This is a genomic window from Paractinoplanes atraurantiacus (assembly GCF_900215205.1).
Classification (GTDB): Bacteria; Actinomycetota; Actinomycetes; order Mycobacteriales; family Micromonosporaceae; genus Actinoplanes; species Actinoplanes atraurantiacus.
Window position 1 is genome coordinate 39,154 of the sequence record NZ_OBDY01000018.1, and the last position, 23,799, is coordinate 62,952.

Below are 23,799 nucleotides of genomic sequence, written 5' to 3' on the forward strand. Positions count from 1 at the left end.
CCTGGACTGAAACAGTCGTTTCAGTAACCGTGGGTGGAGGACCGATGACTTCGATACGCAGGGCCGACCGGCCGGGCGACCTGGGCTGGATCGTGATGGCGCACGGCGAGGTCTACCACCGCCAGTTCGGCTGGGACACGACCTTCGAGTCGCTGGTGGCGCAGGTCGTGGCGGCTTACGCGAGCGACCACGACCCGTACACCGAAAGCGCCTGGATCGCCGAGACCTCCACCGGCGAGCGCGCCGGCTGCGTCATGCTCGTCGCCGCCGACGAGCCCGGGGTGGCCAAGCTGCGCGTCCTGCTCGTCACCGAAGCGGCGCGAGGCCTGGGCCTGGGCGGCAAGCTGGTCACGGAATGCCTGTCGTTCGCCCGCGAGGCCGGATATCACCGGGTCGACCTGTGGACGGTCGACGAGTGCGCCTCGGCCCGCCGCATTTATCAGGCGGAAGGTTTCACCCTGCGATCCGAGTCCCCGCATCCCGGCTTCGGCCACCCGGTGACCGGCCAGACCTGGAGCCTCGGCCTCTCGAGGGATTGACCCGCGCCGAGAGGGCTCGCAGCCTGAAAGGGCTCGCCGTCGTCGACGGCTATCGGTTCCCGGCCGGTGTCCGCCACCGCTTCACCGCGGAGCACGGCGACCTCGACACCGCGGGCGTCGCTCTGGTGGAGGACGCCACCCGCCAGTGGTTCCGCCTGGCCGTGCGCCGCCCCCGAGCCCGTCTCTCCATGCCTTCGGTGGCAGTCGGCGACCTGTGGCACGAGATGACCCTCGACACTCGGGGCTACGCCGAATTCTGTGAGGCGACCCTGGGCTACTTCCTGCCCTGCGCCCCCGAGCAGGCCAGGACGCACCTGGCCGAAACGTTCCACCTGGCCCAGCGGGACGAGAGTTGCGGTCCCGAGACGCTGCCACTGCTGTTCCGCGTGGACCAGCAGCTGAAAATCAAGAACGGCCACCACTACTTGGCCGACTGCGGAGGCCGGGGCGTGTGTCACGAGCTGCCGGGCGCGATCTGCTTGCGCCACGTGGCGGGCACGGAGAACCCGAAACGCTGGCGCCCCAACCCGCGCCGAGACTCACCGGTGGTCGACGACCCCACCATCGGCGGCGGGGGCAACTAGGGAGTGCGGACGGCCAGGGCCAGGAAGTGGTCGTCGGGGTCGTCGTAGCGGGTCAAGGTCCAGCCGGTCTTGGTCAGCAGGGTGGTCAGGAGGCTTTCGTTCATGGGCTCGTCGGGGGACACCGTGCGGCCGTGGCGGGCGGCCAAGGCCTTGCGGCCGCTCGGGTGGAACAGGACCAGGCGGCCCCCGGGGCGGGTCACGCGGGCCAGCTCGGCCAGGCCGGCGGCCGGGTCGGGCAGGTGGTGGACCAGGCCGGCGGCGAAGACCACTGCGGCCCGGGCCGGGGCCAGCGGCAGGTGCAGGGCGTCGGCCTGGATCAGCGGGACCGGGGTGCGGCCGCGGGCCTGGGTCAGCATCTCCGGGGTGCAGTCGAGGCCGATGACCCGGCCGGTGGGGCCGACGGCGGCGGCCAGCGCGGGCAGGGCCCGGCCGGTGCCGCAACCCACGTCGACGGCCAGGTCGCCGGGGCGGGGGTCGGCCACGGCGACCGCCGCCGCGTACGCCGGGAGGTCGTCGCCGAAGCGCTTGTCCCAGCCGGCCGCCTTCGGGGCGAAGAATGCCCGGCTCTCCGAGAGGTACCACTGGGACGGGTCGGCCAGGCGCGGGTGCACGTGGCGGATCACCGGCCACTGGGGGTCGTGGTGGTCGATGACGATCTGCGCCCGGCGTTCGCCTTGGCCGGTGGTGCCGGTGCCGCGGGTGGAGCGCAGGTAGACGATGACGCGGTCGGCGGCCGGCTCCAGGACGTTCAGCGCCGAGTCCTGCACGCTGCCGGACGGGCCGGTCAGGCCGAGGACGGCGTCGACGCTCCAGGCCCGGGCCGAGGGTGGGAACGCGGCGGCCAGGTGGGCGGCGAAGGTGGCGGCGGCGCCGTGGTCGCCGCCGTCGACGATCACGGTCAGTGGGGCTCGGGGCGCGAGGACTTCCGCCAGGAACGCGGTGACCTCGGCAATCCTTTCAGGCACGCCACCCAGCATGCATGTGGATCTGTGACGGGGGCAACATCCGCCGCGGACGAGATCAAAAGTGTGAGCCCCGCATCTGCTAGGTCATATGGCTGGAGTTCCTGGCATCTGCGGCCATAGAGTGACGGGCATGACGACGTACCGCATCGGGGAGGCGGCTGAGCTGCTCGGCGTCAGTGTCGACACCGTGCGCCGGTGGGTCGACGCGGGGAGGCTGCCGGCCGATCGTGACGAGCACGGGCACCGGGCGATCGACGGGGCCGATCTGGCCGCGTTCGCCCGGGAGAGCGGCGACGACCCCGACCCGGGGACGGGCCGCTCGTCGGCGCGCAACCGGCTGCGGGGCATCGTCACCGCGATCGCCCGCGACACGGTGATGGCCCAGGTGGACATCCAGGCCGGCCCGTTCCGGGTGGTGTCGCTGATGAGCCGCGAGGCGGTCGACGAGCTGGGTCTCGAGGTGGGTTCGACGGCGGTCGCCGTCATCAAGTCGACCACTGTGGTCGTGGAGCGAGGAGACGACAGATGAGACGCGTCCTGGCCGGGCTCGCCGCGGTGGCCCTCCTGGCAACGGCAGGTTGTGGCGATAAATCCGATAAATCGGACAGCGCGGGAGGGGGTGGCGCGACGGGCGGCGCGACAGGGGCCGCGACGGGCGGCGCGACAGGGGGCGCGACGGGCGGGGGCGTGGCGCAAGCGAGCGGCGACCTGACAGTCCTGGCCGCAGCGTCACTCACCGAGTCTTTCAACAAGATCAGTGAGGACTTTCAGAAAGCCAACCCCCAGGTCAAGGTCACGATTTCGTACGGCGGAAGCTCCTCCCTGGCGCAGCAGATCACCTCCGGCGCCCCGGCCGACGTCTTCGCCAGCGCCAGCCCCAAGAACATGCAGACCATCGTCGACGCCGGCGACGCCAGCGGCACCCCGGCCGTCTTCGTCAAGAACCAGCTGGTCATCGCCGTGCCCAAGGGCAACCCCAAGGGCATCACCGGTCTGTCCGACCTGACCAAACCAGGCCTCAAGGTCGCCCTCTGCGCCGAGCAGGTGCCCTGCGGCGCCGCCGCCAAGACCGCCCTCGAGGCCGCCGGCGTCAAGCTCACCCCGGTCACCCTGGAGCAGGACGTCAAGGCCGCCCTGTCCAAGGTCAAGCTGGGTGAGGTCGACGCCTCGCTGGTCTACCGCACCGACGCCAGGGCCGCTGCCTCCGACGTCGACGGCGTCGAGTTCCCCGAGTCGGCCCAGGCAATCAACAATTATCCGATCGCTGTCCTGAAGAACGCCCCGAACCCCACCGCGGCCGCTGCCTTCGTCGCCTTCGTGCAGACCGAGCCCGAGATCAAGGTGCTCACCGACGCAGGGTTCCAGAAGCCCTGAGTCGTCTCAAGGTTCCTCTCGTCCTCGCGGTGCCGGCCGCGGCCGGCCTGGCCTTCCTGGTCCTGCCGCTGGCCGGCCTGCTGATCCGGGCTCCCTGGTCGACGCTGCCGGAGCGGCTCACCGAGCCCGGCATCCTGGCCGCCCTGCGGCTGTCGCTCGTCACGGCCACGATCGCCACCGCGGTGTGCCTCGTCCTGGGCGTACCCCTGGCCTGGGTCCTGGCCCGCACCGATTTCCCCGGGCGCCGCCTGGTCCGGGCGCTGGTGACCGTGCCCCTCGTGCTGCCGCCGGTCGTCGGCGGTGTCGCGTTGCTGCTGGTCTTCGGCCGGCGCGGGCTGCTCGGTGGCTGGCTCGACGCGACGTTCGGCGTCAGCCTGCCGTTCACGACGGCCGGGGTGGTGCTGGCCGAGGCGTTCGTGGCCATGCCGTTCCTGGTGATCAGTGTGGAGGGCGCGCTGCGCGGCGCCGACTCGCGTTACGAGGAGGCGGCGGCGACCCTGGGCGCGTCCCGGTGGACGGCTTTCCGGCGGGTGACGCTGCCGTTGATCGCGCCCGGCGTGCTGGCCGGCGGCGTGCTCTGCTGGGCCCGCGCCCTGGGCGAGTTCGGGGCGACGATCACCTTCGCCGGCAACTTCCCGGGCCGTACGCAAACCATGCCTCTCGCCGTTTATCTCGCCCTGGAGCAGGACGTCGACGCGGCGATCGTCCTCAGCCTGCTGCTGCTCGTGGTCAGCGTCGGCATCCTGGCCGCCCTCCGCGACAAGTGGGTGACGGCATGACGCTTGACGCGCATATTTTCGTTGAAAGGGACAATTTCGAGCTGGACGTCGCGCTGACTGCCGAGCCCGGCGAAGTCGTGGCGCTTCTGGGGCCGAACGGAGCGGGGAAGACGACCGCGCTGCGGGCCTTGGCCGGGCTTGTCGAGAACAACGGCGAAATTTGGATCGACGGTGTACGCGTCGATCGCGAACCGCCGGAGAAGAGGCGCATCGGTGTCGTCTTCCAGGACTACCTGCTCTTCCCGCATCTGAGCGCGCTCGACAACGTCGCCTTCGGGCCGCGCTGCCGCCACGTGCCGCGTCGGCAGGCCCGCGAGCAGGCGAAAGAGTGGCTGTCGCGGGTGGGGCTGTCCGACCACGTACGCAAGAAGCCCCGTCAGTTGTCCGGGGGGCAGGCCCAGCGGGTGGCGCTGGCGCGGGCGCTGGCCGCCGAGCCGAAGTTGCTGTTGCTGGACGAGCCGCTGGCCGCCCTCGACGCCCGGACCCGCCTCGACACCCGGGCTCAGCTGCGGCACCATCTCTCGGCCTTCCCGGGCGCGACCGTGCTGGTCACGCACGATCCGCTGGACGCGCTGATGCTGGCCGACCGCCTCGTCATCGTCGAGGAGGGCCGGATCGTGCAGACCGGCGACGCCGCCACCATCACCGCCCAGCCCCGCACCGACTACGTGGCCCGGCTGGTCGGCCTCAACCTCTACCGGGGGCGGGCCCAGGGCGGCACGGTCTTCCTGGCCGACGGCTTTCCGCTGGTCACCGCGGCCGCGCAGGAGGGGGAGGCGTTCGCCGCGTTCCCGCCGTCGGCGGTCGCCCTCTACGCGAGCCGGCCCGACGGCAGCCCCCGCAACACGTGGCCGGGCACGGTGACCTCGGTGGCCCGGCACGGCGACGCGCTGCGGGTCGAGATCGCCGGGGCGATCGCGGTGGCGGCCGACGTCACGCCGGCCGCCGCCGTCCACCTGGGGCTGGAGGTGGGCCGCGAGGTGTGGGCCAGCGTCAAGGCGACCGAGGTGCGTTCGTATCGCGCGTAGCGGATAGTGGGGCCCATGCGCGAGTGGGTTGATCATGCGATCTGGTGGCACGTCTATCCGCTGGGCTTCGGGCGCCTCGACAAGATCGAGAAGTGGCTCGACTACGCGGTCGAGCTGGGCGTGAACGGGCTGCAGCTGGGGCCGGTGTTCGCGTCCGAGTCGCATGGGTACGACACGCTCGACCACTTCCGGATCGATCCGCGGCTGGGGTCCGAGGAGGATTTCGACGCGCTGGTCGCCGCCTGCCAGGCGCGGGGTGTGCGGGTGTTGCTGGACGGCGTGTTCAACCACGTGGGGCGGGGGTTCGCCGCTCCGTCGTCCTCGTTCCTCCGCGGAACCGTGTTCGAGGGGCATTCCGGACTTGTCGAGCTGAATCACGACTCGCCCGAGGTGCTGGATTACGTGGTCCGCGTGATGAACCACTGGCTCGGCCGGGGCGCCGACGGCTGGCGGCTGGACGCGGCCTACGCGGTCCCGCCCCGCTTCTGGCGCGCGGCCCTGGACGAGGTACGCAAGGATCATCCGTCGTCGTGGTTCGTGGGCGAGGTGATCCAGGGTGACTACGTGGGCTACCTGCGCGACAGCGGCCTCGACTCGCTCACCCAGTACGAGCTGTGGAAGGCGATCTGGAGCAGCCTCAACGACGGGAACTTCTACGAGCTCGCGTGGGCTCTCGACCGGAACAACGACGTCCTCGACGCGGGGCTGCCGCTGACCTTCGTCGGCAACCACGACGTCACGCGCATCGCCAGCAAACTCACCGACGAACGGCACCTCGGGCACGCGCTGGCCGTGCTGTTCACCGTCGGCGGCTCGCCGAGCATCTACTACGGCGACGAGCAGGGCTACCGCGGCGTCAAGGAGGAGCGGGCCGGCGGCGACGACGAGATCCGGCCGCCCTATCCGGCGCTGCCGGGCGACCTGGCCCCGTACGGCTGGCCGGTCTACCGCCTGCACGAGAAGCTCATCGGCATCCGGCGCCGGCACGCCTGGCTGGCCCACGCGCGCACCACGGCCGTGCACCTGACGAACACGGCCGTGGCGCTGTCGTCCTCCGACGGCGAGCACCGGCTCGTGACGCTGCTCAACGTGGGCGACGAGCCGTACACCTTCGAAATCGACTCGCAGAGCCGGACCGTGCCCGCGCATGAGTGGTTCATCGTCTCGGACGAGTCGTAGGTTGGTGGGATGAACGCCTTGGAGCTGACCGACTATCGTGCCGCCGTCGCCCGGATGTATCTGGCCGACACCGACCTCAAGGAGTTCAGGGCCCAGCGCGACGAGCTGTTCGCCACGCATCCCCAGTCGGCGATCCCGCTCTCCGAGCGCTCGTCGTTCACCGGCCTGCGCTACCTGCCGCCGAACGACGACGTCATCGTCGAGGCCACCCTGCGCCCGGCCGACGGCGAGATCGACATCGACACGGGCGGCGAGGACGGCGTGGTGCACTACAAGCGCGCCGGCATTCTTGAGACCCCGTTCGGCGAGCTCTCGCTCTGGTGGATCGCCGCCTACGGGGGCGGGCTGTTCCTGCCGGTCCGCGACGCCACCTGCGGCCACGGCGCCTACGGAGGCGGGCGCTACCTCACCGACACCGTCAAGGGCACGCACGGGCGCGGGCTCGAGGTTCTCTCCGGCACGCGGGTGCGGCTCGACTTCAACTACCTCTACAACCCTTCTTGCGCGTACGACGACGCGTGGCAGTGCCCGCTGGCCCCCGCGGAAAACCGGATCTCCGCCGCTATCGAGGCGGGCGAGCTCACGTACCACTGACCAGCAGCCGCAGGCCCAGCTCGGCCGCGTCGAGCGCGACCAGGTCACGGTTGCGCTCGGCCCACCGCCCCGACTCCAGGTCGTCGCGCAGCTTGTCCACCGCCCGCCGCTCGGCCTCCGGACCGACCCGGGTCCACACCGAGACGGCGCGGCGGACATGCTCGTCCAGGTACGCCTCGGGCCGCCGCCAGTGCGCCTCGAAGAAGCCGTCGGCGCAGTCCCACGGCACCAGCACCGGCTCGGCTCGCCCGCCGACGGCCCGGGCCAGCTCGGCCAGCGACGGCCAGCCGGCCAGCAGGCCTGCGAACTCGGGCAGGTAGTCGCGGGTGAGCCAGAACCGCCGCCAGCTGGTCTCATCGGCGTCGTACGTGAACACCACCACCCGCCTGGCCACCCGGCGCATCTCCCGCAGCCCCGCCACCGGGTCGGGCCAGTGGTGAACAGTGCTGACCGCCATGGCCGCGTCGAACGACTGATCCTCGAACGGCAGATTGTCGGCCGTGGCGGCCACCGAAGGCGCGGCTCCGGCCGGCCGCTGCGCCCGCATGACGGCCGACGGCTCCACGGCCGTGACCTCCCGGTCCGGCGGCTCGTAGGAACCGGTGCCGGCACCCACGTTCAGAACGGTCCGCGCGTCACCGAGCGCCTCCCAGATCCGCGCGGCGATCCGCGGCTCGGTGCGCCGGGTGGCCGGATAGGCCGCCCCGATCGCGTCGTACAGCTGCGGCCCGAAAACCCGCAGCTGCTCCTCCGGTGTAGTCCTGATCCCCATCGCCCGTGCCTCCAACTCCCGGTCTATGGCCATCACCATGGCGGCGGCCTGATCGCGCTGCTCCACGAGCAGGCCTCGCAGGCGCCGAAGATGCGCGACCGCGTCGGTCGCCGGATCGTCGACGAGATCGGCGATCTCCCGCAGCCCGAACCCCAGCCGCCGATAGGCGAGCACCTCCCGAAGCCGTTCCACATCGCCCGGGGAGTAGGCCCGGTAGCCGCCCACGGTCCGCGCCGAGGGCCGCAACAGCCCGATCTCGTCGTAGTGATGCAGCGTCCGGACGGTGACGCCGGCCAGCTCGGCCACCCGTCCCACGGTGAGGTGCTCTTCCACGCCCCCGACTATCTGCCATCACGCCACGTGAGGCACAAGCCCGCGGGTGTGCGGCTCGGGGCGCCGGCTCAGCTCAGGGTGAGGTTGAGCAGCTCCAGGCCGGTCACCGGACGGAAGCCGAGCGAACCGTAAAGGGCCAGGGCCCCGGCGTTGTCCGTCTCGGTCTGGAGGGACACACGGAGCGCGCCGGCTGTGCGGGCTTCCACGATGACGTGCCGCAGGAGGGCCCGGGCGGTGCCCCGGCGGCGGCCGGCCGGGCGTACGTAAAGGTCGCGGATCATCCACGCCGTGGCCAGGCGCAGCGACGCCGGCTGGATCGCCACCGTGATGAAGCCCGAATCACCGGCGGCGTACGCCGTCAGCCGGCCCGACGTCAGGTGCTCCTCCAGCCAGGCCGTCGTGCGGGCCGGGAAGGGCGCCTCGCCGTAGTGGGCCCGGTATTCGTCGAAGAGCGGCGCCAGGTGGGCCGCCGTCGGCCGGACGATGTCAGAGGGCATCGAGATGCTCCAGCTCCGACTCCAGCCGGGCCGTCACGTAGGTCTGCCGGCGGTCGGTGGCCGGTATGCCCCGGCTGGGGCCCTCGGCCAGCATCAGCGTGTAGAGGTGGACGCGGTAGAGCGCCAGGCGGATCAGGGCCGCCCTGTCGAACGGCCCGGGGTCGTAACCGGCCAGGAACGGGTGGCCGGGCTCGTCCTCGATGCGGTGGAACAGGGCGGGGGAGACCAGGTCGAGCAGCGGGTCGCCGTACAGGTAGCGCTCCCCGTCGACCAGTCCGCTCAGCGCGCCGCCGGGCGCGACGAGCACGTTGCCGTCCCACAGGTCGAAGTGGAGCAGCGCCGGCGTGGTCACGGCTTTCAGGACCGGGGCGTGGCGCTCGACCGCGCCGTCCAGCGCCGCCGGCAGTGTGACATTCCACGAGCTGGCGTCCGTACGCAGGGACGCCATCATCGCGATGAAAGCGGTGGCCCAATCGTCGCCGGAGGGGCGGTCGCCCGTGTAGCCGAAACGGCTCCCGGTGACAGTGTGCACCCGGCGGACGGCGGCCCCCAGCGACGAGCGGGCCCGCGATGAGTCGGCCTCCGTGAGGGGCCGGCCCGGGAGCAGGGTCGTGATGATCCAGCGCGGGGAGACCGCCAGCACCGACGGCACGGGGGCCAGATCGGCGACGAGGCCGTAATACACGGCCTCGGCCGGGATCAGCTCACGTTCGTACGACAGAAGGCGAGCCGACGGCGGCGGCGCCACCTTGACCACCACCTGGCGCCCGTCGGTGAGCGAAGCGAGCCAGACGGCGGCGAAACCGCCCCCGCCCAGCTCGGACGCGGTCACGACGGAGACATCGAGGGCTTCCCGCACGATGGCGTCGATGTCGGGGACGGTCAACAGGGGCTGCGTGGGGCTGCGCATGCGCTGAGACTAGTGCTCAGACGGTCAGCGGGCGGGTGAGCAGCGGGGCCGTGCGGTGCTCGGCGAAGACCCGGTAGCGCCACAGGGCGAGGAACAGCCAGCTGAGGCTGATGACGGCCAGGACGATGTAGGTGAGGGTGCCGCCGAAGGTGTCCCAGCAGGTGTGCAGGATGACCGCGCCGATGAAGGTGCCGATGAACTCGAGCACGTGCTTGACGTTCGGGGTGGCCATCAGGGCCCACAGGGCGCCGGCGGTCAGGCCGGTCCAGGCGGTGTGGCCGGCGGGGGAGGTGAGGCCGCGGACGAAGAGGGTCTCCTCGACGCTGCCGATGTTGCCGCCCGAGGAGAGCAGCGCCGTGAAGGCGTACCCCATCGTCTCCAAGGCGGCGAAGCCCATGCCGGAGGCGACGCCGATGATCAGGCCGTCGGAGGGCAGGCGGCGCGAGTGCCGGGCCAGGATGGTGATCATCAGGATGAGCGGCACGATGAGCTTCGCCGACTCCTCGATCACCGCGACCAGCACCAGCGGCAGCACGCCGAGGCCGCGCAGCGTGTTGTATTCGAGGGTGCCGGCGACCACGATGCCGATGACGCCGCCGAAGAAGGCGGAGACGACAAGGGCCGACGTGGGCACCTGCCAGCGGCCCGTCCGGGCCTGGGCGAAGGTCAGGAACGACAGGGGTACGACCGTCGCGCCCAGCAGAAGAAGGGCGGGCACGAGGTTCGGGTTCTGCGTGTGTACGAGCGTTCGCAGCACAATGACGTAGAGGGCCAGACCGATGACTAGGACGCCTAGCCACGCCCACCGGCGGGAGAGATCACGCATAGCGCCGGGGTACCCGGCCCCAGAGATCACGTCACGAAAAAGCGACGCGCGTCGCAGTCGGTGCGACGCGGATCGCTTCCAGCGTCCGGTCGCCCGGCGGAGGGGACCCGGCTCAGGGTTGCTCGGCGGCCGGATCGGTGAGCCGGGCGGTCAGGGCCGCACGGGCGCGCAGCCGGACGTTGAGCGAGGCGACGGCGAGCCGCAGCGTTCCGGTGGTGCGCGTCAGCGCGGCGGTGAACGCGCCCGGCCAGCACGCACAGCGGGCCGACGGGCTGCCCGTCGGAGTGCAGCGGGACGCCGGCGTAGCTGCGCACCCCGGTGATCGTCACCAGCGGGTTGGCGGTGTGCGCGGGATCGTCATGCGTGTCGGCGATCAGCAGGGGCGCGTTCTGGCGTACCACCTGCGCGCACGGCGCCCATTCGGCGGGCATGCCGCCGGCCTCGGCCAGCCATCCCTGCACGCCGTGGGTGGCGAGCAGGATGCCGGCGTCGTTGAGGATCAGCGAGATGCCGGCGCAGGGCGCCTGGAGCACGTCGGCGACGTGGTCGATGAAGCTTCATAGGGCCTTCTGAACGAGCGGGTCACCGGCCGGTGCATTTCGGTCACCATCACCCGCGGCCGAGGCTGAGTGCTCTCGGGCAAGTTCCTGTGGCTTACCTGGGGGTGCTCGTGCCGTAACGGCGCGTTAACCGCTCGCAGGTACATTTCCGGCATGTCCGTCTTGAAGGTAATCCGTCATGACGTGCCGGCGTCGATCGTGGTCTTTCTCATCGCGATTCCGCTGTCCCTGGGTATCGCCGCGGCCTCGGGGGCGCCGCTGCTCGCCGGTCTCGTGGCCGCCGTGGTGGGCGGGGTGGTCGTGGGGGCCCTCGGCGGGGCTCCGCTGCAGGTCAGCGGGCCCGCCGCGGGTCTCACCGTGATCGTCGCGGGCACCATCGCGCACTACGGGTTCGCGGCCACGGCTGCCATTGTGGCGCTGGCCGGAGGCGTACAGATGCTGCTTGGCCTGGCCCGTCTGGGGCGTGCCGCCCTGGCCCTCTCGCCGGCCGTGGTGCACGGCATGCTGGCCGGCATCGGGCTGGTCATCGCGCTCAGCCAGATCCACGTCGTGCTCGGCGGGGCGCCGCAGAGCGACGCCTGGCACAACCTGCGGGAGCTGCCGGCCCAGATCGCCGGGATACACGGCGTCTCGGTGCTGCTCGGCCTGCTCACCATCGGGTTGCTGCTGCTCTGGCCGCGTCTCGTCCGCACCTCACTGCTGCCCGCGGCGCTGATCGCCGTCGTCGTCACCACCGTGGTGGCCTCGCTGATCGGGGCCGACGTGCAGCGGGTCGATCTGCCCGGCGACCCACTGTCCGAGCTCGTGACCCCGCGCTGGCCCGGCGCCGGACCCGGCGAGATCGCCCTGGCCGTGCTGACCATCGCCCTGGTCGCCAGCGTCGAATCGCTGCTCTCGGCCGTGGCCGTCGACCGCATGCACGACGGCCCGCGGGCCGACCTCAACCGTGAGCTGGTCGCCCAGGGCGCCGGCAACACCGTCTCCGGCCTGCTCGGCGGCCTGCCGATCACCGGTGTGATCGTCCGCAGCTCCACCAACGTCGGCGCCGGGGCCCGCACCCGCGCCTCGGCCATTCTGCACGGCGTCTGGGTGGCGCTCTGCGTGCTGCTGCTGGCCGGGCTGCTCGAGACGATCCCGATGGCCGCGCTCGCTGCGGTGCTGGTGGTGGTCGGTCTCCGGCTGATCAGTCTGGCTCAGATCAAGACTTATGTACGGCATCGCGAGCTGCCGACCTACCTCATCACCGCGGCCGGCGTGGTCGCCACCGACCTGCTCACCGGGGTGGCGCTGGGCCTGGCGGCGGCGGTCGCGGTGATGCTGTGGCGGGTCGCGCGCTGCGAGATCCGCACGGCCGAGCCCGGCCCCGGCGAAACGGTCGTCACGATCACCGGGACGCTCGCCTTCGTCGGCTCGGGCCGGGTCGCGCGGGCCCTGGCGGCGATCCCCGCCGGCCGGACGGTCGCGGTGGAACTGCACCTCGACTACCTGGACCACGGCGCGTTCCAGATCATCGACGACTGGCGCGAGGCGTACGGGAGAAGCGGCGGAACCGTCGCGGTCAGAGAGACCCACGACGGCTGGTTCCACCGGGCCACGAGCGGGCGCCTGGGCGCCGGCAAGACCACGCCGCGGCGCTTCGGGTCGTGGTCGCAGTGGCAGAGCCTGGACCGGCAGAAACGCGACGCCATGGCGGCCGGCATCCAGGAGTTCGAGCGCAGCGTGGCCCCGCTCGTGCGCCCGCATCTGGCCGGCCTGGCCCGCGACGGTCAGGCTCCCGAGCAGCTCTTCATCACCTGCGCCGATTCCCGCCTGGTCCCCAACCTGATCACCACCAGCGGTCCAGGAGATCTTTTCTGTGTACGCAACGTCGGCAACATCGTGCCTCCCCACGATCAGGGGGACTCGTCGGTCGGCGCGGCCATCGAGTTCGCGGTGCAGGCGCTCGACGTCAGCACGATCACGGTCTGCGGCCACTCCGGCTGCGGAGCCGTGCGAGCGCTGATGACCGGCGGCTTCGCCCCCGGAAGCTCCCTGGGCGCCTGGCTGCACCAGTCCGGCACCGACTTCACCGACTGCGACGACGAGGAACACTGCGTCACCGCCAACGTCGCCCAGCAGCTGGCCAACCTGCGCACCTACCCGGTGGTCCGCGAGGCCGAGGCCGCCGGCCGCCTCACCTTGACCGGCCTCTACTTCAACCTGGCCGAGGCCCGCATGTACACGGTCGACGATGCGGGCGCCACCCGCAGCCCGGTGCCGCCGGTGCTCGCGAGCTGACCTTCGGCGCTTCGATGCGGAAGGCCCCACCCGGGGTCTTCCGCATCAGGGGCTCCGTGGTCCGCTCATCGCTGAGCCGCGCGGCGAAATCGGCCATGTCGCGATACCAGACCCGCGACGGCAGCGGATCGACATGAACGAGTTCCTCGCGCGCCTCCTCGTCGAGCCCGTCCTCGTCGGTCCACATCGCCACTTCCCTGGTCGTCGGGTCGAGCAGCCATTGATGCTCGAGGGCGCTCTGATCCTGCAACGCCACGACGAGCATCTCCAGATCAACCCGGTCGATCGCCAGCATGCGGCCGTGCTCCGCCCTGAACTCGCGACATGCCACTGCGCAACGCGAAGATTTGATCCACCGAAGTTGTCGTACCCGGCTGGGACGATGCCGGGCATGAGGACGCTGGTGGGCAAGGTCGCCCTGGTGGCCGGCGCGACCCGGGCCGCGGGGCGGGGCATCGCCGTGGAGCTGGGTGCGCTCGGCGCGACCGTCTACGTCACCGGGCGGAGCACCGCCGCGGGGCGCTCCGAGATGGACCGGCCCGAGACGATCGAGGAGACCGCGGCGGCTGTCAGCGAGGCGGGCGGGGCCGGTATCGCTGTGCGGGTCGACCACAGCGATCCGGGCCAGGTCGCCGGCCTCGTCGCCCGCGTCGGCGCCGAGCACGGGCGGCTCGACCTGCTGGTCAACAACGTGTGGGGCGGTGACATGTTCACCGAGTGGGGCAAGACGGTCTGGGAGCACGACCTCGGGCGCGGCCTGCGCCTCCTCCACCAGGGCGTCGACACCCATCTCATCACCAGCCACCACGCCCTGCCCCTGCTGATCCGGCGCACGGGCGGCCTGGTCGTGGAGATGACCGACGGGAAAGGCGGCGACTATCGCGAGTCGATCTACTACGACCTGGTGAAGGCCTCGGTGATCCGCCTGGCCCAGGCGCAGGACTTCGAGCTGCGGCCGCACGGCTGCGCCGCCGTCGCGGTCACGCCCGGGTGGCTGCGCTCCGAGCGCATGCTCGACAAGTTCGGCGTGACCGAGGACGGCTGGCGCGCGGCCGTCGCGCGGGATCGGCATTTCGCCATGAGCGAGTCGCCCCGCTACGTCGGCCGGGGTGTCGCCGCCCTGGCCGCCGACCCCGGGGCGGGCCGCTTCGGCGGGCAGGCCCTCACCAGCGCCGACCTCGCCGTCACGTACGACCTCACCGATCTCGACGGCAGCCGGCCCGACTTCCCGCGCTACTACGACGAGGTGATGAAGCCCGGCTGAGTCACCAGCCGTCGGGGTTGGTGGCGGACTCCCGGGAGATGCCGGAGCCGGTGTCGGGGAAGTCGCCGAAGCGCTCGTTGTGCAGATGGGCGAAGAAGTACGGCATCGACTCGCACTCGGCGTCCTCGACGGCCCTCGCCGGGTCGGCGTCGACCGCGTAGTAGAAGTCGCGGCCGGCCGCGAGGATGAAGCCGCGGCAGTAGAGGAAGCCGTCGTCGGAGCCGTCGGTGTGCTCCTGGATCTCCTCGCGGTCGATGCGGAAGAGCAGCCGCTCGGCGACCCGGTCGAGGTCGGTCAGCTCGGCGCTCGACAGGCCGGCGCTCAGCGACCGCAGTCGCTCCAGGAACGTGTCGAGCCGGCTCTCGACCGTGAGAGCGCCGGACTGGTCGCGGTCGAGCAGGGCTTGGCGGGCGCGGGCGGCGCCGGGGCCGCAGGCCGCCCAGGCCGACTCGATCAGCGCCCAGAAACGGGCCTCTTCGGCTTCGGTGGGGACTCGGGTGGAGTGGGTCGTCGTCACGGGCGAGAACTTAGCGGGGGGCTACGACAAAATTCTTCAGCTGCTGGTAGAGGACCTTGTCGGAGACGGTGCTGGGGAGGGTGGGGCCGGCGCCCACGGGCACCACGTTGGGACAGGTGGCGGCGTCACCGAAGAGTTGTTTCTGCATGAGGCGGCGGCCGGTCGCCACCTCGTACAGGGAAAGGGTGTAGACGCCCCGGGCCAGCTGGAGGGTGTCGCACTTCTTGATCGCGGTGCCGTTCTTGGTCAAAGTCAGGCAGGCGACCAGCTGAGACTTCGTGGGGTCGCTGGGCAGCCAGGCGTCGCGCAGCGGCTTGGTCAGGCTGTGCGGGATGTCCAGCGCGGCCCGCATCCGGTGCGGGCCGCCGGTCAGCGAGTCGGTGACGCCGACGCTGATCTGGTGGGGTGCGCGGCCGGCGTAACGGGGGGACTTCGGGTAGTACAGGCCCTCGCAGACCAGGGCCAGGTCGTCGGCGCGCTTCACCGGGGAGGCGCTGGGGTGCGGGCCGGCCGGGGTGGAAGCGGAGGCCGCGGTGGACGGGCCGGTCCAGGCGGTGGGCGGCGCCTGCTCGCCGCTGCCGCCGGCGAGCACCTGATATCCGGCGAGGACGGTCACCAGCACGACGGCGACGGACACGACCGGGATGACCCAGCGCGGCGGGTGAGCCCACAGGCGTGCCGCCGCCCGCGCGGGCGCCGAGGCCGCCAACCGGCGCCCGGCCGCCCGCGCCGAAGCCGCGACCGCCGCCCACCGCCCGAGCAGCCCACCAGCCGAAGCCGCCGGCGAATCAGAAGGCCCGGCGGAAGCAGCGGGCGCGGCGGAAGCAGAGGGTGCGGCGGGAGCGGAGGGCGCGGCCGAAGCGGACGGCGCCGGCGAAGGGGAGGGCGCCGCCGCCGGAACGGATGGCGGCGGCGCCTGCTTGTCGTCCATTGCGCTGTCCCCGTCCTTGGTTACTACCGAGTAGGACGGTGACTGTACCCAATTCAGTGACGCACGTCTCAGAACGGGGTCAGGGTGATGCCGGCCTGGCGCGGGTCGCCGTCGTGCACCAGGGACTCCTGGTTCTGCACGTCGTCGAAGGCGAACGCGTACGCCTTGCCGTCGGTCATGTTCTCGTGGATCACCTTGGCGTACAGGTTGGCCGGATTGCCCTGGTAGAAGTCGGCCGCGGTGCCGCTCGGCTGGGTGTCGAGCCGGCCCAGCGTGGTGCGGGTCAGCGCCGCGCACAGGGTGCGGGCGATCGGGCCCACGACCTGGTCGTTGGGTGCGGCCAGGGCGCCGTCACATCCCCACACGTTGGCCGTCGACGGCTTGGTGAACGAGGCGACCGTCTTCCCCGAGGCGTCGGTGAAGTTCATGACGTTGCCACTGGTCCGGCCGGTGTAGCGCACCGACGGCTGGTCGGTGAAAGGCACAACGGTCAAATTCTTCGAGGTGTACGCCGTCCAGGCGCTCGAAATGTAGGAGTCCAGATAGGTCGGGCTCATCAGGCCGGCGTCGGCCGCCTTGCCGGGCGCCAGCACGCGCAGGACGGTGCCGTCGGCGCGGGTGACGACGCTCTTGGCGAAGTCGGGGGACGCCTTGACCGCGTTGATGACGGCCTGCCGGCCGCCCGCCTTGAGCTCGCCGGTCTTCGAGGTGACCCCGTTGCCGCCGGTGACGCTGACGATGTGCGGCACCGCGAACATGTCCACCTGCGAGCTGTTGAGCCACAGGCCGGAGTCGTTGAGGGTGAACTCGCTCCAGTCGAACAGGATGTCGCGGTTGGGGTCGCCGCCGGCCCACGGCGCCGGCTGGACCAGGCCGCCGGTGGTGAGCCGGAAGTCGAGCTTCTGCCCGAACGACATGTAGAGGCGCCCCGACAGGTTCTTCGGCACCTTGATCGTGGTGCTGGCGCCGTTGCCCGGCCCGGCGATGGCGACGTCCGGCGCGGGCACCGGAACGGCCCCGCCCCCGGTCCAGGCGGTGAACGTGCCGGCGCTGTTGACGTAGCCGAGCTTGCCGGTCGTCAGGTTCACACCGAGCACGTAGAGGAAGACCGAGTCACCCCGCCCTGTCTTGTTGCTCACCGTGACCGGCAGCAGGTTGCTCGCCGGGGGCACAGCGGTCGTTTCGTCGGCCTTGGGGGTGGTCGGCGCCTTTGTCGCGGGTGCCGTGGTCGGGGCCACGGTCGGCGCGGTCGTCGTTCCGCCCGCCACCGGCCCACTGCCGCCGGGGGAATTCGGATTTGTCGGATTTGCGGGTGAAGGGCTGGAGGCTCCGCCGGCAGTGTCGCCGGAGGTGCCGCCGGAATCGCCGCACGGCTGGCCGTTCAGCTTGCAGTTGGCCGGCTTGCCGCCCGAGCCGATGAAGCCGAAGGTCACCTTGGCGTCGACCGGCACGCTGCCGTTCCAGGAGCGGTTCGTGAAGGTGTGGTGCGTCCCGGCCGAGGACAGGGAGGCGTCCCAGAAGCTGCCGATCGTGGCGCCGGCCGGCAGGTCGAACTCGACCTTCCACGAGGACATGGCGGACGCGCCGGTGTTGCTGATCGTCACCTCGCTCTGCCATCCGGTGCCCCAGTCGGACACCGTCGTCACCGAGGCCGTGGGGGCGGCCGCCGAAGCGGGCAGGGCGAACCAGGCCGTCGCCGTGGCCGCCACCACGGCGACGGTGGTCAGGATCAACGTTCTCGTGCGGCGCATCGTCGGACTTGCCTCCGGTGTCACAGGGATGGGGGACGAGGCCCATCCTCGGAAGCGGTGCGGCGATCCGCCCGTACACCCAAGATCTTTATGGTTCCTTTAAGGGTCTTCTGCCCTTTTCTCGCGAGGCGATTACCCGCGACGCCACTTCTGGTTGGCGCCGCCCGTGCACTCCCAGAGGACCAGCCGGGCGCCGTCGTTGGCGTTCCAGGCGTCGATGTCCACGCACTTGTTGGCCTGCGGGTTGACCAGGTCGCCGGCGGCCGACAGGACGAACTGCTGGGCCGCGTTGCCGCTGCAGTTGGCGATCTGGATGACCGCACCGTTCGCGGTCGAGCCCCACGCCACGTCCAGGCACTTGTTGTTCGACGTCTGAAGCGTGCCGTTCACGAAGTTCCACTTCTGCGCGCCCGTCCCGTTGCATCCCCACATCTGCACCGGCACGCCGTCGGAGAAGTTCGAGTTCGGCACGTCGATGCACTTGTTGTTCAGGCTGCTGATCAGCGCGGAACCGGAACCGCCGCCGGTGGTGGTCAGCGTCAGGCCGTACACCGAGAGAATCTCGTTGACCGGCTGGAACCACATGGTGCCGCCGCTGGAGCAGTTGCCCGTGCCGCCCGACGTGACGCCCTGGGCCTGGTTGCCCGAGATCCACGAGCCGCCGGAGTCGCCCGGCTCGGCGCACGCGTTGCTGCGGGCCAGCCCGGAGACCGCGCCCTGCGAGTACACGATCGTCTCGTTGCGGCCGAGGATCGTGCCGCAGCGCCAGCCCGTCGTGCGGCCCGAGCGGCAGACCGAGCTGCCGATGGCCGCCTCCTGCGAGCCGGCCACGGTCACGTTGCCGCCGGAGTAGTTGTTCACCCACGGCTGAGAGGTCCAGTTGCCGTTCGTCCGGATCCAGGCGTAGTCGTTGCCCGGGAACGACGAGCCGGCGAACGTGCCCTGGGCGACGTTGTTGTAGCCGAGCGTCGGGCTGCCCGTGCCGCCGCAGTGCCCGGCGCTGACGAAGCCGCCGGCGACCGCGAAACCGACCGAGCACAGGGTGTTGCCGTTGATCACGTACTGGTCGCCGCCGCGGGTGTCGTAGAGCGGTTTCGGCTGTTCGGCCGCGACCACCGAGACCGCACCGGCCCCGGCGGCCTGCGCGAAGGCCGCGGCCTGCTTCTCCGAGCCGGGCGCGGCCATGACGACCATCCGGTTCGACGGCGTGTCGACGTACCACCCACGGACGATCGAGGGCCGGGCGGACGAGGCGTGCCGATCCAGCGCGGCGCGGGAGGAGGAGAGGCCGGCGGCGCTGCGGGACACGAGCGCCGGGGTCGCGCCTTCCGCCCGTACCGCCGGGAAAGCGGATGAATCGGTGACCGCGACCGTCAGGCGGGTTGCCCCGGAGGGGATCCAGGCCCCCGCGTAGGCCGAGCCGAGCCGGGTCTGGAGCCGGCGCTGCACGACCGGCGCGGCGGCCTCGGTGCGCAGCCGGGTCGCGATCTGGCCGTCGTCGAGTTTGAGGTCGCGCCGCATGGCGGCGAGCATGCCGTCGGGAAGGTCCGGGCCGTCGGGGGTTGCGGCATTTGCTGGTACGGGGGTGAGCAGCGTGATCGCCGCGGCGGCCACAGCGAGCCATCGTGCGCGCATGACAGCGTCCTTTCGGTGGGGATTAATCGGAGGCTGTCGATGCCTGACAACGCTGTCAAGAAACAATGAAGAAACCTGCCCGTATGAACCACGTGGCCTCCGTCGCCTCCTCTCGCCGACACCGGCCCGGGCGTGCAAGGCTGTGTTCTTCGACAAGTCGTTCGCAGCAGACGGGGTGTACAAGCAAATGGGCATGGTCAAGGTGGTCGGCCTGGTGCTGCACCCGCGGCGCGACTGCGGCTCCGCGATCGACGCGATCACACGCTGGGCGCAGCGGCGCGACGTCACCGTGCTGGGCCTGCACGAGGAGATCGACCGGATCGACTGCCAGGCCGAGGCGGTCAGCCCCGAGGAGATGGTCGAGCGGGCCGGCCTGCTCGTCAGCCTCGGCGGCGACGGCACCATGCTGCGCACCATGCGGCTGGTCGAGGGGCGCAAGACGCCCGTGCTCGGCGTCAACGTCGGCCGGCTCGGCTTCCTGGCCGAGGTCGATCTGCCCGATCTGCCCGAGGCGCTCTCGGCGATCGACGAGCACCGGTTCACCATCGAGTCGCGCACCGCGGTGCGCACCGTGCTGCCCGACGGCAAGGCCGTGTCGGCGTTCAACGACATCGCCATGGTCCGGGTGCCCGGCGACGGCCTGGCCGCGATCGGCATCTCGGTCGAGGGCAAGAACTTCGTCAACTACCAGGCCGACGCCGTCATCGTCTCCACGCCGACCGGCTCCACGGCGTACAGCTTCTCGGCCGGCGGCCCGATCGTCTCCCCGAACGTCGAGGGCCTGATCGTCACCGCCGCCGCCGCGCACTCCTCGTTCAACCGCCCGCTGATGCTGGCCCTCACCGAGCGTCTCGAGCTCGACGTGCTGGCCACCAGCGGCCGCCTGGCCATCGAGGTCGACGGCATCATCGAGGGCTACGCCCGCCCCGACGACCGGCTGGCCATCGAGCCCGTCCCGTCCGCGGCCAACGTGATCCGCCTCGGCGGCACCTCGTTCTACGAGCGGGCCCGGCGCAAGCTGCGGGTCGAGGGCAGCGCCCAGGTCGGCGTGCCCGACTCGGCCGACGCCGTCGTCGTCGACAGCTTCGAGCGCCAGCGCTACGAGGTGCTGCTCGGCGGCGAGGTGGCCGGCGTGCTCAACTACCGCCGCCACGGCGAGAAGATCGAGCTGATGCACACCGAGATCGAGCAGACGTTCTCCGGCCGCGGGCTGGCCAGCCGGCTGGCCTCGGCCGCGCTCGAGGACGCCCGCGGCCGCGCCACCCCGGTGGTCGTCTCCTGCCCCTTCGTCATCGGATATCTGGACCGCCACCCCGAGTACGCCGACCTGCTGAGCCAGAGCTGAGGTATTGACCCATGGGCCATCCCGCGATCCTCACCGTCGACGACGACCCTTCGGTCTCCCGGGCCATCGCCCGCGACCTGCGCCGCCGCTACGGCGACCAGTACCGGATCCTGCGCGCCTCCTCGGCCTCCGACGCGCTGGACGCCCTCAAGGAGCTCAAGCTGCGCGGCGGCCGGGTTGCCGTCATGCTCGCCGACTACCGGATGCCGCAGATCAACGGCATCGAGTTCCTGGAGCAGGCGATGGACCTGTTCCCGAACGCCCGAAGGGCCTTGCTGACCGCGTACGCCGACACGGACGCCGCCATCTCGGCCATCAACGTGGTCGACGTCGACCACTACCTGCTCAAGCCGTGGGACCCGCCGGAGGAGAAGCTCTACCCGGTGATCGACGCGCTGCTCGACGCGTGGCAGGCCACCGGCGACCGCGAGATCGAGGACATCCGGGTCGTCGGCCACCGCTGGAGCGAGCCGTCCTACCAGATCCGCGACTTCCTGGCCCGCAACCTGGTGCCCTACAAGTGGTACGGCGCCGACGAGGCCGAGGGCCGCCGCCTGCTCGAGGCGGCCGGTGTCGGCCCCGAGGCGATCCCGCTGGTGGTGACCGCCGACGGGCGGGCGCTGGCCCAGCCCAGCACCACCGAGGTGGCCGAGGCGGCCGGGCTCTCCACCGCGCCCAACCGCGACTTCTACGACCTGATCATCGTGGGCGGCGGCCCGGCCGGGCTCGGCGCGGCCGTCTACGGCGCCTCCGAGGGCCTGCGGACGCTGATGGTCGAGCGCCAGGCCGTCGGCGGCCAGGCCGGCCAGAGCTCCCGCATCGAGAACTACCTGGGCTTCCCCGACGGCATCTCCGGGGCCCAGCTCACCGACCGGGCGCGGCGGCAGGCCGGCAAGTTCTCCGCCGAGGTGCTCAACACCCGCGAGGTCACCGGCCTGCGGGCCGACGGCTCGGCCCGCACCCTCACCTTCGCCGACGGCGGCGAGGTGTCGGCACACTCGATCGTGCTCGCGACCGGCGTCGCCTACCGCCCGCTGGTGGCCGAGGGCATCGCCGACTTCACCGGCTCCGGCGTCTACTACGGCTCGGCCTCGACCGAGGGCCCGTCCTGCGCCGGCACCGACGTCTACATCGTCGGCGGGGCCAACTCGGCCGGGCAGGCGGCGCTCTTCTTCTCCCGCTACGCCCGGTCGGTCACCCTGCTCGTGCGCGGCGACTCGCTCGAGGCGTCGATGTCGTACTACCTGATCCAGCAGCTCAACCAGGTCGAGAACATCCGGGTGCGCACCCGCTGCGAGGTGATCGGGGCCCAGGGCAACGGCCACCTCCAGGCGATCACGATCTGCGACAGCAAAGAGGGCATGAGCACCACCGTCGAGTGCGGCTACCTGTTCGTCTTCATCGGCGCCGAGCCGCGCACGGACTGGCTGGGCACGGCCGTCGCCCGCGACGAGAAGGGCTTCGTCTACACCGGGCCCGACCTGCTCGCAAATGGGTCCCGTCCGAAGGGATGGGATCGGGACCGCGATCCGTTCTACCTGGAGTGCAGTGTTCCCGGCATCTTCGCCGCCGGCGACGTCCGGGCCAACTCGGTCAAACGGGTGGCCTCGGCGGTCGGCGAGGGCGCGATGGCCGTCACGCTGGTCCATCGCTACCTGGAGGCGCAGTGAGATGAGCGACACCGATCCGGTCACGCTCGTACCGTGTGAACCCGGCGCTCTGACGCCGGCCGAGCTCCGCACCCTGTTCCTGTTCGAGAAGCTGACCGACGAGCAGCTTCAGTGGATCTCCGATCACGGCTGCACCATGCACATGCCCGCGGGCGGCGTGGTGATCCAGGAGGGCGACCCCGCCGATCAGTTCTTCGTGCTTCTCAGCGGCACGATCGCGCTCAGCCGCAAGGTCGGCCAGGACGACGTGCAGACTTCCCGTACGGAGCAGCGCGGCGTCTACATGGGCGCCACCAACGCCTATCTGCGCGACGACGGCGTCCCCCGCCGGTACATGGCGAGCATGCGGGCCCTCGACGACTCCGACTTCTTCGTGATGAGCGCCGAGGACTTCGGCCACATCATGCGCGAGTGGTTCCCGATGGCGGTCCACCTGCTGGAGGGCCTGACGCTGGGGATGCGCAGCTCGCAGGCGGCGATCAGCGAGCGGCAGCGGCTCACCGCGCTCGGCGCGCTCTCGGCCGGCCTCATGCACGAGCTGAACAACCCGGCCGCGGCCGCCTCCCGGGCCACCGCCTCGCTGCGCCAGCGGGTCGCCGGCATGCGCCACAAGCTGGGCATGCTCGCCGCCGGCAAGGTGCCGACCGACCGCCTGGTGGCGCTGGTCGAGCTCCAGGAGGACGTGATCGAGCGGGCGGCGAAGGCGCCGGCCCTGACCGCCATGCAGGTCGCCGACCGTGAGGACGAGCTCGGCGACTGGATGGACGAGCGCAACGTGACCGGCGCCTGGGACCTGGCCGCGGTCTTCGCCCAGGGCGGCCTCGACATCGAGTGCCTCAGCGACATGGAGGCCCGGGTCGGCTCGCCGGAGCTGCTCGATCAGGCCATCCACTGGATCGGCTACGCGCTCGAGACCGAGCAGCTGATGACCGACATCGAGGACGCCACGAGCCGGGTGTCGTCGCTGGTCGCCTCGGCCAAGCAGTACTCGCAGATGGACCGGGCCGCGCACCAGTGGATCGACGTGCACACCGGCCTCGACAGCACCCTGGTCATGCTCACCCACAAGATCGGCACGGGGGTGAAGGTGGTCAAGGACTACGACCGCACGCTCCCGCAGATCCCGGCCCACCCGGCCGAGCTCAACCAGGTCTGGACCAACCTGATCGACAACGCGGTGCAGGCCATGAACGGCGCCGGCACCCTGACGATCAAGACCTACCGCGAGGACGACCACGTGATCGTCGCGGTCGGCGACACCGGGCCGGGCGTGCCCGACGAGCTGAAGAAGAGGGTCTTCGAGCCGTTCTTCACGACGAAGCCGGTGGGCGAGGGTACGGGCCTGGGCCTGGACATCTCCTACCGGATCGTGGTGAACGGCCACGGCGGCGACATCAAGCTGGAGTCGAAGCCGGGCGACACGAAGTTCAAGGTCCGGCTGCCGCTGAACGAGCCCGCCTCGGCCTGAC

Annotated in this window: 24 protein-coding genes; 13 read left to right on the forward strand and 11 right to left on the reverse strand. The window is 71.2% G+C overall.

The features are described 5' to 3' along the window. Positions 1–44 precede the first annotated feature (44 nt). Positions 45–539, forward strand: coding sequence for a GNAT family N-acetyltransferase (locus CRP55_RS31935; RefSeq protein WP_097324938.1), 495 nt, complete (start codon positions 45–47; stop codon positions 537–539). Further along, positions 536–1,123 carry a UCP032817 domain-containing protein gene (locus CRP55_RS31940; protein WP_097324940.1) on the forward strand — a complete coding sequence of 196 codons (588 nt, stop codon included), beginning with the start codon at positions 536–538 and terminating at the stop codon, positions 1,121–1,123. Before CRP55_RS31935 ends, CRP55_RS31940 begins: the two co-directional genes overlap by 4 nt. Here the strand turns inward: CRP55_RS31940 and CRP55_RS31945 are convergent. Then, positions 1,120–2,088 carry a methyltransferase domain-containing protein gene (locus CRP55_RS31945; RefSeq protein ID WP_218854750.1) on the reverse strand — a complete coding sequence of 323 codons (969 nt, stop codon included), beginning with the start codon at positions 2,086–2,088 and terminating at the stop codon, positions 1,120–1,122. The two genes, CRP55_RS31940 and CRP55_RS31945, sit on opposite strands and share 4 nt — an antisense overlap. Before the next feature lie 130 nt (positions 2,089–2,218). Between CRP55_RS31945 and CRP55_RS31950 the strand changes: the two genes are divergently transcribed. From CRP55_RS31950 to CRP55_RS31975, 6 genes are read left to right on the forward strand one after another with little or no spacing between them, the layout of a single operon-like run. Beyond that, a complete protein-coding gene (locus CRP55_RS31950; protein ID WP_097324943.1) occupies positions 2,219–2,617 on the forward strand; it encodes a TOBE domain-containing protein in 399 nt (132 codons plus the stop codon). After that, positions 2,614–3,462 (forward strand): molybdate ABC transporter substrate-binding protein, encoded by an 849-nt coding sequence (gene modA / locus CRP55_RS31955; RefSeq protein WP_097324945.1) that lies wholly within the window; start codon positions 2,614–2,616, stop codon positions 3,460–3,462. Before CRP55_RS31950 ends, modA begins: the two co-directional genes overlap by 4 nt. Further along, the gene (locus CRP55_RS31960) at positions 3,459–4,241 is read left to right on the forward strand and encodes an ABC transporter permease (RefSeq protein WP_097324947.1); all 783 of its coding nucleotides are present in this window, start codon (positions 3,459–3,461) and stop codon (positions 4,239–4,241) included. Before modA ends, CRP55_RS31960 begins: the two co-directional genes overlap by 4 nt. Beyond that, entirely contained in the window at positions 4,238–5,269 is a 1,032-nt protein-coding gene (locus CRP55_RS31965; protein ID WP_097325202.1) for an ABC transporter ATP-binding protein, read from the forward strand. The genes CRP55_RS31960 and CRP55_RS31965 overlap by 4 nt, the downstream gene beginning before the upstream one ends. A gap of 15 nt (positions 5,270–5,284) precedes the next feature. Beyond that, complete coding sequence (locus CRP55_RS31970; protein WP_097324949.1) at positions 5,285–6,448, forward strand: alpha-amylase family protein; 1,164 nt, start codon at positions 5,285–5,287, stop codon at positions 6,446–6,448. A 9-nt stretch (positions 6,449–6,457) separates the two neighbouring features. Beyond that, a complete protein-coding gene (locus CRP55_RS31975) occupies positions 6,458–7,042 on the forward strand; it encodes a DUF1684 domain-containing protein (RefSeq protein ID WP_097324951.1) in 585 nt (194 codons plus the stop codon). Here the strand turns inward: CRP55_RS31975 and CRP55_RS31980 are convergent. The 5 genes from CRP55_RS31980 to CRP55_RS32000 form a co-directional block, all read right to left on the reverse strand. Beyond that, complete coding sequence (locus CRP55_RS31980; protein ID WP_097324953.1) at positions 7,029–8,147, reverse strand: MerR family transcriptional regulator; 1,119 nt, start codon at positions 8,145–8,147, stop codon at positions 7,029–7,031. The genes CRP55_RS31975 and CRP55_RS31980 overlap by 14 nt on opposite strands. Before the next feature lie 68 nt (positions 8,148–8,215). Next, the gene (locus CRP55_RS31985) at positions 8,216–8,644 is read right to left on the reverse strand and encodes a GNAT family N-acetyltransferase (protein ID WP_097324955.1); all 429 of its coding nucleotides are present in this window, start codon (positions 8,642–8,644) and stop codon (positions 8,216–8,218) included. Further along, a complete protein-coding gene (locus CRP55_RS31990) occupies positions 8,634–9,554 on the reverse strand; it encodes a phosphotransferase family protein (RefSeq protein ID WP_097324956.1) in 921 nt (306 codons plus the stop codon). The genes CRP55_RS31985 and CRP55_RS31990 overlap by 11 nt, the downstream gene beginning before the upstream one ends. Positions 9,555–9,570: 16 nt before the next feature. After that, the gene (locus tag CRP55_RS31995) at positions 9,571–10,380 is read right to left on the reverse strand and encodes a PrsW family intramembrane metalloprotease (RefSeq protein ID WP_097324958.1); all 810 of its coding nucleotides are present in this window, start codon (positions 10,378–10,380) and stop codon (positions 9,571–9,573) included. 26 nt (positions 10,381–10,406) lie between these two features. Further along, positions 10,407–10,931, reverse strand: coding sequence for a GAF domain-containing protein (locus tag CRP55_RS32000; RefSeq protein WP_097324959.1), 525 nt, complete (start codon positions 10,929–10,931; stop codon positions 10,407–10,409). A 162-nt stretch (positions 10,932–11,093) separates the two neighbouring features. Here CRP55_RS32000 and CRP55_RS32005 point away from each other — a divergent pair, with 162 nt between their 5' ends. Next, complete coding sequence (locus CRP55_RS32005) at positions 11,094–13,217, forward strand: bifunctional SulP family inorganic anion transporter/carbonic anhydrase (RefSeq protein WP_097324961.1); 2,124 nt, start codon at positions 11,094–11,096, stop codon at positions 13,215–13,217. On the opposite strand, the gene CRP55_RS52350 is transcribed toward CRP55_RS32005, so the two are convergent. Beyond that, complete coding sequence (locus CRP55_RS52350) at positions 13,135–13,512, reverse strand: hypothetical protein (RefSeq protein ID WP_143235034.1); 378 nt, start codon at positions 13,510–13,512, stop codon at positions 13,135–13,137. The two genes, CRP55_RS32005 and CRP55_RS52350, sit on opposite strands and share 83 nt — an antisense overlap. 96 nt (positions 13,513–13,608) lie before the next feature. On the opposite strand from CRP55_RS52350, the gene CRP55_RS32010 reads away from it, so the two are divergent. After that, positions 13,609–14,481 carry an SDR family oxidoreductase gene (locus tag CRP55_RS32010; protein ID WP_218854751.1) on the forward strand — a complete coding sequence of 291 codons (873 nt, stop codon included), beginning with the start codon at positions 13,609–13,611 and terminating at the stop codon, positions 14,479–14,481. 1 nt (position 14,482) lies between these two features. Here CRP55_RS32010 and CRP55_RS32015 read toward each other — a convergent pair whose 3' ends face one another. The 4 genes from CRP55_RS32015 to CRP55_RS32030 form a co-directional block, all read right to left on the reverse strand. After that, positions 14,483–14,998, reverse strand: a complete 516-nt coding sequence (locus CRP55_RS32015; RefSeq protein WP_097324966.1) for a DUF4240 domain-containing protein — start codon at positions 14,996–14,998, stop codon at positions 14,483–14,485. Positions 14,999–15,008: 10 nt separating this feature from the next. Continuing rightward, a complete protein-coding gene (locus CRP55_RS32020; RefSeq protein WP_143235036.1) occupies positions 15,009–15,929 on the reverse strand; it encodes a hypothetical protein in 921 nt (306 codons plus the stop codon). A 68-nt stretch (positions 15,930–15,997) separates the two neighbouring features. Continuing rightward, positions 15,998–17,680, reverse strand: a complete 1,683-nt coding sequence (locus CRP55_RS32025) for a beta-1,3-glucanase family protein (RefSeq protein ID WP_097324970.1) — start codon at positions 17,678–17,680, stop codon at positions 15,998–16,000. A gap of 132 nt (positions 17,681–17,812) precedes the next feature. Further along, on the reverse strand, positions 17,813–19,315 hold the full coding sequence (locus CRP55_RS32030) for a ricin-type beta-trefoil lectin domain protein (protein ID WP_245923516.1): 1,503 nt from the start codon (positions 19,313–19,315) through the stop codon (positions 17,813–17,815). 175 nt (positions 19,316–19,490) lie between these two features. Here CRP55_RS32030 and CRP55_RS32035 point away from each other — a divergent pair, with 175 nt between their 5' ends. The 3 genes from CRP55_RS32035 to CRP55_RS32045 are packed head-to-tail and all read left to right on the forward strand — an operon-like array spanning position 19,491 to position 23,798. Further along, positions 19,491–20,660: an NAD(+)/NADH kinase gene (locus CRP55_RS32035; protein WP_245923517.1), complete on the forward strand. Its 1,170-nt coding sequence runs from the start codon at positions 19,491–19,493 to the stop codon at positions 20,658–20,660. An 11-nt stretch (positions 20,661–20,671) separates the two neighbouring features. Next, complete coding sequence (locus CRP55_RS32040) at positions 20,672–22,330, forward strand: NAD(P)/FAD-dependent oxidoreductase (RefSeq protein WP_097324975.1); 1,659 nt, start codon at positions 20,672–20,674, stop codon at positions 22,328–22,330. A 1-nt stretch (position 22,331) separates the two neighbouring features. Continuing rightward, positions 22,332–23,798 carry an ATP-binding protein gene (locus CRP55_RS32045; protein ID WP_097324977.1) on the forward strand — a complete coding sequence of 489 codons (1,467 nt, stop codon included), beginning with the start codon at positions 22,332–22,334 and terminating at the stop codon, positions 23,796–23,798. The last annotated feature ends 1 nt before the right edge of the window (position 23,799 follow it).